This window comes from Streptosporangium sp. NPDC050148 (assembly GCF_055586505.1).
The window spans coordinates 111,386-125,279 of sequence record NZ_JBVJIA010000022.1; the positions used below are offsets into that span (position 1 = coordinate 111,386).

Below are 13,894 nucleotides of genomic sequence, written 5' to 3' on the forward strand. Positions count from 1 at the left end.
CAGGGACCGCGTCGTCCCCGCTCCCGCCCTCTCCGACGCCGCCCGCGGTTCCGCCGGTACGGCGGGACGAAAGGACGGGAGAGAGGGGGCATGGCCCGAGTCTCGGCGGGACAGGGCCCGGCCGGTAGCCGTAACCTCGGTGGAAGGTCATAGCCTGGCGCTATGAGCGAGCTGCCCGACCTCGAATCCCTGCGCCTGCTCGTCGACGTGGACAGGCTGGGCAGTCTCGGCCAGGCCGCCCGCGCCGCGGGCATCGCGCAGCCCTCGGTGAGCAAGCGGATCTCGCTGCTGGAACGCCGCCTCGGGCTGCCGCTGCTGGAACGCACCCCCCGCGGCTCCACCCTCACCCCCCAGGGGGTGATGGTCTCCGCCTGGGCCGCGCAGGTGCTGGCGGCGGCCGAGGAACTCATGCGGGGGGCCGAGGCGGTACGGCACGGCCGCTCCGCACACCTGCACATCGCCGCCAGCATGACGGTGGCCGAGTACCTGCTGCCGCGCTGGCTGGGGGAGCTCCAGGACCGCGAGCCCCAGGTCCAGGTCGGCCTGGACGTGCAGAACTCGGCCGAGGTGGCGAGGCTGATCGGCGGGGAGATCGAGCTCGGGTTCGTGGAGGGGCCCTCGGTGCCCCAAGGGCTGGTGTCGCGGGTGGTGGCCACCGACCGGCTCGTGGTGGTGGTCGCGCCCGGCCACCCGTGGGCGCGGCGCCGTACCCCGCTGCTCGCCGCCGAGCTGGCCGCCACCCCGCTGGTCGTCCGCGAGCGCGGTTCCGGCACCCGCGAGACCCTGGACCGCGCGCTGGCAGGCCACGCCGTCGCCGCGCCCAGGCTGGAGCTCGGCTCCAACGCCGCGGTCAAGGGGGCGGCCCGCGAGGGTGCCGCCCCCGCGGTGCTCAGCGGGTACGCCGTGGAGGCCGAGCTGGCCACCGGCCGCCTGATCGGGGTGCCCACCCGCGACATCGACCTCACCCGCTGGTTGCGCGCGGTCTGGCGGCGGGGCCGCGCTCCCAGCGGACCGGCCGCCACCCTGTTGAAGATCACCCTCTCCGCCGGGCAGGAGCGCCAGTGACGAACCGATCGCACCACGACGCGGTGATCGTCGGAGGCGGCCACAACGCCCTGGTCGCCGCCGCCTACCTGGCCCGCGCGGGACGGCGCGTCCTGGTCCTGGAACGCCTGGACCACGTCGGCGGCCTCGCCGTCTCGGCACGGGCGTTCCCGGGGGTCGACGCCCGGCTCTCGCGCTACTCCTACCTGGTCAGCCTGCTGCCCTCCAGGATCGTGACCGAGCTGGGGCTGAGGATCACGCTCCGCCGCCGCCGGTACGCCTCGTACACGCCCGTGGGGGAGACCGGCCTGCTGGTCGACGGCGGCGACGCCGCGCGGACCGCGGACTCCTTCGCCCGCGTCACCGGCGGCACCGCCGAGCTGGACGCCTGGCGGCGCTTCTACGCGATGACGGCCGGCGTGGCCGAGCGGGTGGCGCCGACGCTGCTGGAGCCGCTGATGGACCGGACGGCGATGCGGGACCTGGTCGGCCGCGAGGCGTGGCGGGAGCTGTTCGAGCGGCCGGTCGGCGAGGTGGTGGACGAACGGTTCGCCGACGACACCGTGCGCGGGGTGGTCCTCACCGACGCCCTCATCGGCACCTTCGCCGATCCGGACGACGCGGGCCTGCTGGCCAACCGCTGCCTGCTCTACCACGTGATCGGTGACGGCACCGGGGACTGGAACGTCCCGGTGGGCGGCATGGGGGCGGTCTCCGGCGCGCTGGCCGACGCCGCCCGCGCGGCCGGGGCGGAGATCCTCACCGGCGCCGAGGTGTTCGCGATCGACCCCTCGGGAGAGGTGGCCTTCCGCGACGCGGCCGGGGAGCACACGGTGACGGGGGAGCGCATCCTGGCGGGTGTGCCGCCCGTCGTGCTCGCCCGACTGCTGGGCGGCGCCGCCGAGCCCGTCCCCGAGGGGGCCCAGCTCAAGGTCAACATGGTGCTCTCGCGGCTGCCGCGGCTGCGGGACCCGCGCGTGGACCCCGCGGCCGCGTTCGGCGGCACCTTCCACATCAACGAGGGACGCCGGGCGCTGGCCCGCGCGTACGCCGAGGCGTCGGCCGGGCGGATCCCGTCGCTGCCCCCGGCCGAGGTCTACTGCCACTCGCTGACCGACCCCTCCATCCTGGGACCGGAGCTGCGCGAGGCCGGGGCGCACACCCTGACGCTCTTCGGGCTGCACATGCCGGCCAGGCTGTTCCGTGAGGACCCCGCCGGGGCGCGCGAGGCCGCGCTGCGCGCCACGTTCGCCTCGATGGACCGGGTCCTGGCCGAGCCCGTCGAGGACTGCCTGCTCCGCGCCCCGGACGGCACCCCCTGCCTGGAGGTCAGGACCCCGGTGGACCTGGAGACCGAGGCGGGCCTGCCCGGCGGCCACATCTTCCACCGCGACCTGTCCTGGCCGTACGAGGACGGGTCGTGCGAGGGGGAGACGTACGCCGGGAGCGGGCGCTGGGGGGTGGGGACCGGCTTCGAGCGCGTCCTGCTGTGCGGCGCGGGCGCCCGGCGCGGCGGCGGGGTCAGCGGCGTCCCCGGGCACAACGCCGCCATGGCCGTGCTCGGCTGACCCGCTCCCGCGGGGGTTCACGGGCTTCTCATGACGGCCGTCCACCGGCGCGGCCGGTACGGTCCTGGCCTTCGGTGACCTGCGGACGGACACCGCCACCCGGGAGGTCGTCCGGGCGTCCCCGGCTGATCCACACCGTCCGGGGCGTCGGCCACGTGCCGCGGAGCCAGGGGCGAACGCCCGCCGCTCGCTGACCGGAAGCGGTCGCTCACACAGGAGTGAAAGTGTTGACTGGTCCGCCAATCAGTAGTATTAGGGAGGGTTGCGACGCTGCTGTAGTCTTGCGCCGTGCACAGCGGAGGAGGGGCGCGCAGCAGCCGCGCCGACCAGGCCGACCAACGGCGCGCGGAGCTCCTCGAGGCGGCCAGGCGGGTCGTGCTGGAGCGCGGGCTGGCCAGCACCCGGGTCGCCGACATCGCCAGGGCGACGAACGTGAGCGGCGGGCTGATCCACTACCACTTCGCCACCAAGGACGACCTCATCACCGAGATGCTCCGCAGCACCAGCGACTCCGAGGTGCAGCGGCTGAGGGAGATCGTGGCGGAGCCCGGCACCGCCGTCCAGCGTCTCGACCGCGTCCTGCGCTTCTACATCCCGGCCTCCCGCTCCGACCAGAGCTGGATCCTCTGGCTGGACGCCTGGGCCGTCGGGGTGCGCGAGGAGCACGTCCGCACCATCCTGCTGGAGCTGGAGGGCTCCTGGATCGAGATCCTCGGCCAGGTGATCTCCGAGGGCGTGACCTCGGGCGAGTTCGCCTGCGACGACCCGGTGGGCTCGGCCGAGCGGATCGACGGCATGCTCGACGGCCTGGTGGTCCGCTACACCCTGCACACCGGGAACATGTCCCGCAGCCGGTTGCTCCACCACGCCCGGGTCGCCGCGGCCCGGGAGGTCGGCCTGGACCTGTCGGCCTTCTCCGCCGAACCCACCGAGGCGTCCTAGCCGTACCGGCCGGGGACGCCGGTGGAGGGCGGCCCTGCACCCGGCGGCGGACGGCGCACCGCTGGGAGCGGGGAACGCGGGCGGCCGTCACCTCACGGCCGCGCCTGCCTCGGCAGGGTGAGGATCTCGGCTCCGTCCTCGGTGATGGCGATCGTGTGCTCGCTGTGCGCCGTCCGGCAGCCCGTCGCGCTCCGGAGCGTCCAGCCGTCGGCATCGGTGACGAGCTCGGCGGTGTCCGCCATGACCCACGGCTCCAGTGCCAGCAACAGCCCGGGACGCAGCGTGTACCCGCGGCCGGGCCGTCCCGTGTTCGAGACGTGCGGGTCCTGGTGCATCGTCGATCCGACGCCGTGGCCGCCGAACTCGGTGTTGATCGGGTATCCCGCCTCGCTGAGGACCGAGCCGATGGCATGGGAGACGTCACCGATGCGCGCTCCGGGCCCGGCCGCGGCTATCCCCGCGCTCAAGGCGCGCTCGGTCGCGTCGATCATCGCGACGCTCTCCGGGGGCCTCGCGTCGCCCACGATGAAGCTGATGGCGGAGTCGGCGACGACCCCGCCCACGGAGACGGCGAGGTCGAGCGTCAGCAGGTCGCCGTCGGCGAGCGTGTAGTCGTGCGGCAGCCCGTGGAGCACGGCGTCGTTGACCGATGTGCAGATGTAGTGGCCGAACGGCCCCCGCCCGAAGGACGGCTCGTAGTCGACATAGCAGGACCGCGCCCCGGCGTCGGTGATCATGCCGTGGGTCCACCGGTCGATGTCCAGGAGGTTCGTGCCGACCGTGCTGCGGCTCTTCATCGTCTGCAGGATGTCGGCGACCAGGGCACCGGCGTCCTTCGCTCGCAGCAGTGCGGAGGGACTCAGGATCTCGATCATGCAACGTCTTCCTCGTGTGACCAATAAGTATCCCGGTCATATTATCCCGGTATTAGAGTTGGAGGCATGGTCAGACTGCCGCTCACTCCCGCAGAGATCGAACGTGGACAGCGCCTCGGCGCCTTCCTGCGACGTGCCAGGGGGGAGAGACCGATGCTCGACACCGCGCTGGAGGCGGGTGTCTCACCGGAGACCCTTCGGAAGATCGAGTCCGGTCGCGTGGCCACCCCCGCCTTCCCGACCATCGCCGCGATCGCCGACGTCCTCGGCCTCTCCCTCGACGAGGTGTGGTCGGAGATCAAGCGGTCGGACGGCGAGGCCGGACTCGCGCGGTCGGACCGCGGCGCGGGTGAGCGGCTGGCCTCGTAGGTCCCCCTGACGGCTGTGGTTTCCGCACCGACATGCACCCCGAGGAGGCCGCGGTGGTCACACCCGAGGGGCAGGAACGGGGGCGGTCACGACCCGGCGGAGGACAGGGCGGCCCTGCCGGTCGCACGGGGGCGGGCAGGACCGCCGGTCACACCCGGGGGGCGGGCATGGCCGCGAGGAGGAAGGCCAGCCGGGCCGCGGCGCCGTCGATGTTCTCGCTGCTGCCGAGCCGGTAGCCCCACGAGGTGATGAAGCCCCCGTCGGGGGAGCACGTCACGGTCTCGGCCAGGGTGTTGCTGAAACGGTTGCGGACGTAGACGTACGCGGGGTCGCCGAGGGAGATCCGCCGTACCGACAGGTCGGCGTGCTGCCGTACCGCGGAAACGAACCGTTCCAGGCAGGCCAGCGTGTCCGGCATCGTGCGTCACCTCCGTCTCGACAGAGAATTGCACGATCTTGAGATGCTTATCAAGCAATTGCGGTTTTAGCGGGCGTTCGTACGGATAGATCAGAACATTGGCCCTGTCCCGGAACGCCGCGGGGACCTTCGGGCGCCCGCGCGTCACGTCCGGCGAGGCGCACGGCCGGGCGGAGGTCTCACATGAACGTCCGGGCGCGCGCGAACAGGTTCAGCGTGGTCGCGTGGAGCAGGTCCCCGATCTCCCTGGGGGCCTTGCCCGCGCAGGCGCGGGCGTGCGTGCCCTCCAGGACGATGCCCAGCTTGAAGCAGGCCATCACCGCGTACCAGTCGGCGGCCGACAGGTCGCGGTCGGACAGGGCCGCGTAGCAGTCGACCAGCTCGGAGGTCGTGGCCAGCCCGGTGACACCGCCGGAGATCACGCCCACCCCGTCCGGGGACGGCCAGGTCGCCAGCAGCCAGCCCAGGTCCAGCAGCGGATCGCCGACCGTGCACATCTCCCAGTCGACGATCGCGGCCACCCGCGGGCCGTCCAGGGCGAACATCAGGTTGGCCAGGTGGTAGTCACCGTGCATGATCCCGGGCACGAACGTCGCGGGCCGGTTGCGCTCCAGCCAGGCGGCCGTCTCCTCCAGGCCGGGGATGTCGGGCCCCGGATACCCGGCCAGCGCGCCGTACCCCTCCAGCTCGCCCATCCAGCGCGGTACCTGCCGCTCCAGGAACCCCTCGGGACGGCCGAAACCGTCGAGCGCGCCGTGGTCGGCCCGCCCGAGCTCGGCCAGCGCCGAGGCCGCCTCCAGTCCCATCCGGTGCCGGATGGCGGGGTCGCTCGCGTGCGGCTCGGGCAGCCCGACGGTGGCGTTGAACCCCTCGACAGGCTCCATCAGGTAGAAGACCGCGCCCATGACGCTCTCGTCGGTACACGCCGCCACCAGGCGCGGCGCGGCCACCGGGGTGTCGCGCAGGACCGCGAGCACCCGCGCCTCGCGGCGGAGCACCTCGTTGCTCCTGGCGCGCGGGTGCAGCGGCGGCCTGCGCAGCACGTACGCGGCGCCGCCCCGCTCGAAGCGCACCATGACGTTCTGCGTCCCGCCGGTCACCGGCGCGACGTGCTCGAACGGCCCGCCGGGCAGCCCCTGGTCGTCCATCCACGCGCCGAGCACGTCGAAGTCGATCGCGGTGACGTCGATGTGCGCGGCCGTCATGCACCCTCCTGGACCGAATGATGTTCTGGATGGGGGTGAATCTATGATCCCGGCCCGTGACGGTCAATAGCCGCCGCTCCGGCGGGCGTGGCGCCGGACCGGGGTCTCACAACAGGTGCCGCGGGATGTCGGCGAGGCTCGCGCGCAGCTCCTCGCCCAGGGCCTTGGCCTGGGCGTCGAGACGGGGGCTCGCGGCCACGCCCCGGCCCAGGAGGCCGTGCACGACGAAGTTGAGGGCGAGCAGGTTGGGCAGCTCGAAACGCTCGATCCTCAGCCCGGCGGCCGACGGCAGCAGCTCCGCCAGGCGCTCGGTCGTCAGGTGCTCCCTGAGCCAGCCGAACCGTTCGGCGGTGCCGACCCAGACGCCCAGGTTGGCGTTGCCGCCCTTGTCCCCGGAACGGGCGCCCACGATCGTGCCCAGCGCCACCCGCACACTCTCCGCACCGCGACCGGGGTCGTCATCGTCGTCGGGGACGAGGTCGCCGCCGGGCACGGCACCGAGGACGCGACCGGCGCTCCCCGCGCGGGCCGCGTCCGTGCTTCCCGCGCCCGGCGCGCTCTCCTTCTTCTCCACGCTTTCGGCGTTCCCGGCGTTCCCGGCGCTCCCGGTGTCCTCGTCCACCGATCCGGCCGGTGCGATCGGCCCGGTCGGCGTGGACGGCCCGGTCGGCGCGTCCGGGAGCTCACGGCCGTCGAGCAGGACGCGGGCCCGTACCGACTCCGCCGGGACCAGCGTCGGCCAGTACACCCCGTAGGGCGAGGCGTCGCCCGGAGGCGTCAGACCGTACAGACCCGGATAACTCGCCAGGCCGCTCTCCACCACGGCCGAGGAGAAGGCCCGCCCGGCCCGGCGCCGGTCGGCGTCCATCACGGTGATGCGCAGCAGGGCCGTCCCGGCGAGCGGGGTCAGCTCCACGTGGACCTCGTCGAACGACTCCTTCGGCACCCGCGACCAGACGGCCTCCTGGGCCAGGCGGGCCTTGGCGTCGATGTCCAGGCCGGTCAGGACGAGCGTCATGGTGTTGCGGTACCCCGCCGCATAGGTGACGGCGACCTTCAGCGTGTCCGGTGGGGCCTCGCCGCGCACCCCCGAGACGCGGACCCGGTCGGGTCCCTGCTGCTCCAGGCGGATCGTGTCGAACCGGGCGACCACGTCGGGACCGAGGTAGCGGGGGGAGCCGATCTCGTACAGCAGCTGCGCGGTCACCGTGCCGACCGAGACCAGCCCGCCGGTGCCGGGGTGCTTGGTGACCACGCACGACCCGTCGGCCTCCAGCTCCACCAGCGGGAACCCGCAGTGCGCCAGGTCGGGCACCTCGCCGAAGAACGCGTAGTTGCCGCCGGTCGCCTGGCAGCCGCACTCGATGACGTGCCCGGCGACCACCGAACCGGCCAGCGCGTCGAGGTCGCCGGGCCCCCAGCCGTACCGCCAGATGCCCGGCCCGGTGACCAGCGCGGCGTCGGTGACGCGGCCGGTGACCACCACGTCCGCCCCGGCCGACAGGGCGGCGGCGATCGGGCGGCCCCCCAGGTAGGCGTTGGCGGTCAGCGCGGGGACGGCCAGGGGCTCGCCGGTGTCCGCGTTCGGCGCTCCCCTCAGGTCGCGGCCGCTCAGGTCGTCACCGGTGACGCAGGCGACCCTGGCCGGCAGCCCGAGGCGTCCGGCCAGCTCGCGTACGGCCTCGGCGCATCCGGCCGGGTCCAGCCCGCCCGCGTTGGAGACGACCTTTATGCCCCGCTCCAGGCACGTCCCGAGGATCTGCTCCAGCTGCGTCAGGAAGGTCGTCGCGTAGCCGGGGCGGCCCTTGGCCCGGTTCCCGGCCAGGATCAGCATGGTCAGCTCGGCGAGCCAGTCGCCGGTGAGCACGTCGATCGGACCGCCCTCGACCATCTCCCCGGCGGCCGAGAGCCGGTCGCCGTAGAAGCCGGAGCAGTTGGCGACGCGCAGCATCAGAGCGCCGCCCCCGGGGGCACCCAGGAGGCGGGGCGCTTCTCCATGAACGCGGCGATGCCCTCCTGGCCCTCGGCGGAGGTGAAGCGCCGGGCCGACAGCTCCGCCATCTGGCGCATGCCCTCCTCGACGCTCAGCGTCGGCACGGTCCGCACCAGCTGCTTGGTCAGGGCCAGCGCCTCGGGACCGCCGCGCAGCAGCATGCCGGTGTAGTGGGCGACCGTGGCGTCCAGCTCCTCCTCGGGCACGGCCCGGGTGATCAGCCCGATCTCCGCGGCGCGGGCGGCGTCGAAGGTCTCGCCGGTGAGCAGGTACTCGGCCGCGGCGCGCGGGCCGAGCCGCCGCAGCACGGTCACCGAGATCATCGCGGGGACCACGCCCAGCCGCACCTCGCTGAACGCGAACGACGCCGAGTCGGGGGCGATCGCGAAGTCGCAGGCCGCCACCAGGCCCAGCCCTCCGGCCCGCGCGGTGCCGTTCAGGCGGCACACCACCGGCTTGGGGCTCTCCCAGATCAGGTTCATGATCTCCGGGAACGACGCGGTCACCGGCGCCTCGTGGGGCGCGCCCGGGGCGACCCGCTGCTCCTTGAGGTCGGCGCCCGCGCAGAACACCGGCCCGGTGCCGGTGAGCACGATCACCCGGACGCTCTCGTCGGCCAGCGCCCACTCCAGGCGCTCCTCCAGATCGCCCAGCAGCCGCACCGAAAGGGCGTTGCGGTTGCGGGGGGAGTCGAGGGTGATCGTCGCCACTCCTCCGGACGCCTCCCCGTGCACCAGGCGATCCACCGGCCAGCCCCCATCGGTTCTCATCTCGTTCCTTTCCACGAGGGGCCCGCGAGGGGCCGCCGCTCCGCGGGAGGGGTCACGCCCGCTCCTCGATCACGACCAGCACCGTCCCGGCCTCGACCTGGCGTCCTGGCGTCACGTTAACCGCCGCCACCGTACCCGGCGCGGGCGCGGTGATCCGGTGCTCCATCTTCATGGCCTCCAGCACCACCACCACCTGCCCGGCGCCGACCGCCTGCCCGGGACCGACATCGACCCGCAGCACCGTACCGGGCATGGGCGCGGTCAGGGAGCCGGGGGGCACGTGGTCCGCCGGTTCGGGCAGGCGCTCCAGCGGGGTGAGGCGCACCGACCCGAGGGGGGAGTCCACGTACGTCGTCCCGGTCGCGCCGCCGTAGCGGGCCACCGCGAACCGGTGCCGCACGCCCGAGGTCTCCAGCACCACCAGCGAGGGGGTGGCGCCGACCAGGACCGTGCCGGGAAAGCCCTCGGCCCGCAGGCCGTCCCTGGTGATCCGGTACGCGATCTCGGTCTCGGCGAACAGGGCCCGCTGCGGCTGCGACACCACGTTGCGCCACCCGCTCGGCAGCCCCGCCTGCACGGTCGCCGCCCGCCGGCCGGCCGCGGCCCGGGCGAGCGCGGCGGCCAGGGCCGACAGCCGCAGGACCGAGGGACCCTCCGGCGGGCCGTCCTCCGGGAGGCGCGCACCGTTCTCCCCGGCGTCGTCCTTCCCGGCACCGTTCTTCCCGGCGTCGTCCCTCCCGGCGCCGTGCGAAGGGCCGTCCGGGAGATCGTCCTGGGCATCCCCCTGGGCATCTTCCTGGGCGTCGCCCGCGGGGGAGCCGTTCGCGGGACCGGCCAGGCCGTGCTCGTCGAGGAAGCCGGTGTGCGTCTCCCCGGCGAGGAACGCCGGGTGGCGCAGCACCGCGACCAGCAGGTCCCGGTTGGTGACGGGGCCGTGGATCCGCGCGCCCGCCAGCGCGGCGGCGAGCCTGCGCACCGCGTCGTCGCGCCCGGCCCCGTACGCGATCACCTTGGCGAGCATCGGGTCGTAGTGCACGCCGATCTCCGAGCCGTCCTCCACCCCGGAGTCCAGCCGGAGCCCGTACCGGCCCCGGGGGAACGGCGCGAAACGGGCGTCCACGCCGGGCACGGTGAAGCGGTGCAGGGTGCCGATCTGCGGGAGCCAGCCGCGCGCCGGGTCCTCGGCGTACAGCCGCGCCTCCACGGCGTGCCCGGACGGCTCGGGCGGCGAGCCGGGGAGGCGGGCGCCCTCGGCGATGCGCAGCTGCCACTCGACCAGGTCGACGCCATGGACGCACTCGGTCACCGGGTGCTCGACCTGCAGGCGGGTGTTCATCTCCAGGAAGGCGACGGTGTCGCCTGAGACGAGGAACTCGACGGTCCCGGCGCCGACGTACCCGATGGCCCGCGCGGCGGCGACGGCCGCGTCGCACAGCCGCGCCCGCGTCGCCGGGGAGAGCGACGGCGACGGCGTCTCCTCGATCACCTTCTGGTGCCGCCGCTGGATCGAGCACTCCCGCTCGCCCAGCGCCCACACCGTCCCGTGCGCGTCGGCGAGGATCTGCACCTCGATGTGCCGGGCCCCCTCCAGCAGGGGTTCGACGAACACCGTGCCGTCCCCGAACGCCGCCAGCGCCTCCCCGCGGGCCGACTCGACCGCCTCGGGCAGGTCGTCGGTCAGCCGCACGACGCGCATCCCGCGCCCGCCGCCCCCGGCCGACGCCTTCACCAGCAGGGGTACGGGCCAGCCGGACGCCGAACCGCTCATCCGGGTGAACACCGCGTCCAGGTCCCGCTCCAGGTCGTCCATGGAGTAGCCGGGCCCGGCCGTGAAACCGGGCAGCACCGGCACACCGGCCCCGGCCATCAGCGCCTTGGCCTCGATCTTCGAGCCCATCGCGGCCACGGCCTCGGCGGGCGGGCCGACCCAGGTCAGCCCGGCCTCCGGTACGGCCCGCGCGAAGGCGGCGTTCTCCGACAGGAAGCCGTAACCGGGGTGGACCGCGTCCGCCCCCGACCTGCGGGCCGCGTCGATGATCTTCTCCGTCACCAGGTAGCTCTCGGACGGCCTGGCGCCGCCGAGCCGTACCGCGTGGTCGGCCTCGGCCACGTGCGGCGCGTCCGCGTCCGCGTCGGAGAAGACGGCGACGGTCTCGATGCCGAGGTCGCGGCAGGTACGGAAGACGCGGCGGGCGATCTCGCCCCGGTTGGCGACGAGCAGGCGGCCGATCACGGGGGTGCGCGCGGTCGTGCGCGGGGTCTGGGTCACGGTCACATCCGGAAGACGCCGAAGCCCGAGGGCTCCGGGACGGGGGCGTTGGCGACGGCCGACAGGCACAGGCCCAGGACCGTCCTGGTGTCGCGGGGATCGATCACACCGTCGTCGTAGAGGCGGCCGGACAGGAAGAACGGCAGCGACTCGGCCTCGATCTGCGCCTCCACCAGCTGCCGCATCGCCGCGTCGCCCTCCTCGTCGTAGACCTGCCCGCGCGCCTGCGCGGCGGCCCTGCCGACGATGGACAGCACCCCGGCGAGCTGGGCGGGCCCCATGACGGCGGATTTCGCGCTGGGCCAGGTGAACAGGAAGCGCGGGTCGTAGGCCCGGCCGCACATGCCGTAGTTGCCCGCCCCGTACGAGGCGCCCATGACGATCGTGAGGTGCGGGACGGACGAGTTGGACACCGCATTGATCATCATGGCGCCGTGCTTGATGATGCCGCCCTGCTCGTACTCCTTGCCGACCATGTAGCCGGTGGTGTTCTGCAGGAAGACCAGCGGCGTCCGGACCTGGTTGGCGAGCTGGATGAACTGCGCGGCCTTCTGCGCCTCCTCGCTGAACAGCACGCCCCGGGCGTTGGCCAGGATCCCGATCGGGTGGCCGTGCAGGCGGGCCCAGCCGGTGACCAGGCTCGCGCCGTACAGGGGCTTGAACTCGTCGAACTCGCTGCCGTCCACGATCCGCGCGATCACCTGGCGCGGGTCGAACGGGATCCGCAGGTCCTCGGGCACGATGCCCAGCAGCTCGTCCTCGTCGTGGCGCGGGTCGCGGACGGGCCCGGGACAGGCGCCGGGGCGGGAGCGGTTCAGGCTCCTGACGATCCTCCGCCCGATCCGCAGGGCGTCGTGCTCGTCGGCCGCCAGGTGGTCGGCCAGGCCGCTGACGCGGGCGTGCATCTCGGCGCCGCCCAGCGACTCGTCGTCGGCCTCCTCGCCGGTGGCCATCTTGACCAGCGGCGGCCCGCCGAGGAAGACCTTCGCCCGGTCCCTGACCATCACCACGTGGTCGCTCATCCCGGGCACGTACGCCCCGCCGGCCGTGGAGTTGCCGAAGACCAGGGCGATCGTGGGGATCCCGGCCGCCGACAGCCGGGTCAGGTCGCGGAAGATCCGGCCGCCCGGGATGAAGATCTCCTTCTGGCTCGGCAGGTCGGCCCCGCCCGACTCCACCAGGTTGATCAGCGGCAGCCGGTTCTCGAAGGCGATGTCGGCGGCCCGCAGCGTCTTGCGCAGCGTCCACGGGTTGGACGCGCCGCCCCGCACGGTCGGGTCGTTGGCGACGATCACGCACTCGACGTCCTCGACCACCCCGATCCCGGTGACCACCCCGGCCCCCACCGAGAAGTCACTGCCCCACCCGGCCAGCGGGGAGAGCTCCAGGAACGCCGAGTCCGGGTCGACGAGCAGCTCGATCCGCTCCCTGGCCAGGAGCTTGCCCCGGGCATGGTGCCGGTCGACGTACTTGGGGCCGCCGCCCGCCACGGCCTTGGCGTGCTCGGCGTCGAGCTCGGCCAGCCTGGCGAGCATCGCCTCGCGCCGTGCCCGGTACTCGTCGGGCGGGATGTCCGGCAGGATCATGGCCGCGCCTTCCTTGTTGACATGGACGTCAGATCGCCGGCGGCCGGAACCCGGGCCGGGCCGTCGGCCGTCGGCGGGGACACCGGGTCCGTCGCCGACGGCGAGGAGGCCGGGGCCGGGGCGGAGGCCCGGTCCGCAAGACGGCCCGCAAGACGGTCCGCGGGGGCCGGGGGCAGGCCGATGGCCCTCGCCCAGAGCGTGGAGAGCAGGGCGACCGCGGTCTCCTCGTCGGCGCGCTCGCCGAGGTCCAGCCAGACGTGGGCGAAGTGCTCGACCATCCCGCCGAGCATCACCGCGGTCAGCCTCGGGTCCAGCGACGGGTCGGCCAGCCCCTGCTCCTGCAGGCGCCGCAGCCCCTCGGCGCCCCGCCGCACGAAGACCTCGCGCAGTTCGAGCAGCAGGTCGCGGAAACCCTCGTCGCCGACCGCGACCTGCTCCAGCATCCGCACCAGCCGCGAGTTGGAGGCCCAGGCGCGCAGGTAGAGCAGGTTGGCGGCCTCGATGCGGGCGTACGGGTCGTCCCCGGTGGCGGGCCCGACCAGGCTTGCGGTGAACATCTCGCCCACCACGGCCGCCGCGACCTCGCGGAACAGCTCCTCGCGCGACCCGAAGTAGGTGTAGAAGGTGCCGTGCGAGACCCCGGCGCGCGCGCAGACGTCGTCGACGCGCACCGCGTCGTAGCCCCGCTCCTCGAACGCCTCCCGCCCGGCCAGCACGAGCGCGGCCCGGGTGCGACGGCCCCGGTTGCTCAGCGTCTCAGACTTGACGATCACGTCAACTACGATAGCCGACGGCCACCGATCCCGGGGAGGATGTCGGAAAAGCCAGGCATAGGGGGAAACGACCTGGGAAGTG

General features: G+C 73.8%; 12 protein-coding genes. 4 read left to right on the forward strand and 8 right to left on the reverse strand.

What is annotated here, in order from left to right; all coding sequences use genetic code 11:
- Positions 1–162: 162 nt before the first annotated feature.
- The 3 genes from ACZ6RT_RS24510 to ACZ6RT_RS24520 all read left to right on the forward strand — a co-directional run bounded on the left by ACZ6RT_RS24510 (position 163) and on the right by ACZ6RT_RS24520 (position 3,554).
- Positions 163–1,065 carry a LysR family transcriptional regulator gene (locus ACZ6RT_RS24510; RefSeq protein WP_470156349.1) on the forward strand — a complete coding sequence of 301 codons (903 nt, stop codon included), beginning with the start codon at positions 163–165 and terminating at the stop codon, positions 1,063–1,065.
- Positions 1,062–2,612 carry a phytoene desaturase family protein gene (locus ACZ6RT_RS24515; protein WP_470156351.1) on the forward strand — a complete coding sequence of 517 codons (1,551 nt, stop codon included), beginning with the start codon at positions 1,062–1,064 and terminating at the stop codon, positions 2,610–2,612. Before ACZ6RT_RS24510 ends, ACZ6RT_RS24515 begins: the two co-directional genes overlap by 4 nt.
- 288 nt (positions 2,613–2,900) lie before the next feature.
- Complete coding sequence (locus tag ACZ6RT_RS24520) at positions 2,901–3,554, forward strand: TetR/AcrR family transcriptional regulator (RefSeq protein WP_344900448.1); 654 nt, start codon at positions 2,901–2,903, stop codon at positions 3,552–3,554.
- Between the two features lie 92 nt (positions 3,555–3,646).
- Here ACZ6RT_RS24520 and map read toward each other — a convergent pair whose 3' ends face one another.
- Positions 3,647–4,429, reverse strand: a complete 783-nt coding sequence (gene map / locus ACZ6RT_RS24525; RefSeq protein WP_399192874.1) for a type I methionyl aminopeptidase — start codon at positions 4,427–4,429, stop codon at positions 3,647–3,649.
- Positions 4,430–4,495: 66 nt separating this feature from the next.
- Here map and ACZ6RT_RS24530 point away from each other — a divergent pair, with 66 nt between their 5' ends.
- A complete protein-coding gene (locus ACZ6RT_RS24530; RefSeq protein ID WP_399192872.1) occupies positions 4,496–4,798 on the forward strand; it encodes a helix-turn-helix transcriptional regulator in 303 nt (100 codons plus the stop codon).
- A gap of 148 nt (positions 4,799–4,946) precedes the next feature.
- On the opposite strand, the gene ACZ6RT_RS24535 is transcribed toward ACZ6RT_RS24530, so the two are convergent.
- The 7 genes from ACZ6RT_RS24535 to ACZ6RT_RS24565 form a co-directional block, all read right to left on the reverse strand.
- Positions 4,947–5,216, reverse strand: coding sequence for a hypothetical protein (locus ACZ6RT_RS24535; RefSeq protein ID WP_399192870.1), 270 nt, complete (start codon positions 5,214–5,216; stop codon positions 4,947–4,949).
- Between the two features lie 179 nt (positions 5,217–5,395).
- Positions 5,396–6,421, reverse strand: a complete 1,026-nt coding sequence (locus ACZ6RT_RS24540; protein ID WP_470156353.1) for a phosphotransferase family protein — start codon at positions 6,419–6,421, stop codon at positions 5,396–5,398.
- Positions 6,422–6,527: 106 nt separating this feature from the next.
- A complete protein-coding gene (locus ACZ6RT_RS24545) occupies positions 6,528–8,372 on the reverse strand; it encodes an acyclic terpene utilization AtuA family protein (RefSeq protein ID WP_470156355.1) in 1,845 nt (614 codons plus the stop codon).
- Positions 8,372–9,184: an enoyl-CoA hydratase-related protein gene (locus tag ACZ6RT_RS24550; RefSeq protein ID WP_470156357.1), complete on the reverse strand. Its 813-nt coding sequence runs from the start codon at positions 9,182–9,184 to the stop codon at positions 8,372–8,374. Before ACZ6RT_RS24550 ends, ACZ6RT_RS24545 begins: the two co-directional genes overlap by 1 nt.
- 52 nt (positions 9,185–9,236) lie before the next feature.
- Positions 9,237–11,417 carry an acetyl/propionyl/methylcrotonyl-CoA carboxylase subunit alpha gene (locus tag ACZ6RT_RS24555; RefSeq protein WP_470156393.1) on the reverse strand — a complete coding sequence of 727 codons (2,181 nt, stop codon included), beginning with the start codon at positions 11,415–11,417 and terminating at the stop codon, positions 9,237–9,239.
- A gap of 38 nt (positions 11,418–11,455) precedes the next feature.
- Positions 11,456–13,039, reverse strand: a complete 1,584-nt coding sequence (locus ACZ6RT_RS24560; protein ID WP_470156358.1) for an acyl-CoA carboxylase subunit beta — start codon at positions 13,037–13,039, stop codon at positions 11,456–11,458.
- Positions 13,036–13,812: a TetR/AcrR family transcriptional regulator gene (locus tag ACZ6RT_RS24565; RefSeq protein ID WP_470156360.1), complete on the reverse strand. Its 777-nt coding sequence runs from the start codon at positions 13,810–13,812 to the stop codon at positions 13,036–13,038. The genes ACZ6RT_RS24560 and ACZ6RT_RS24565 overlap by 4 nt, the downstream gene beginning before the upstream one ends.
- Positions 13,813–13,894: the final 82 nt, after the last annotated feature.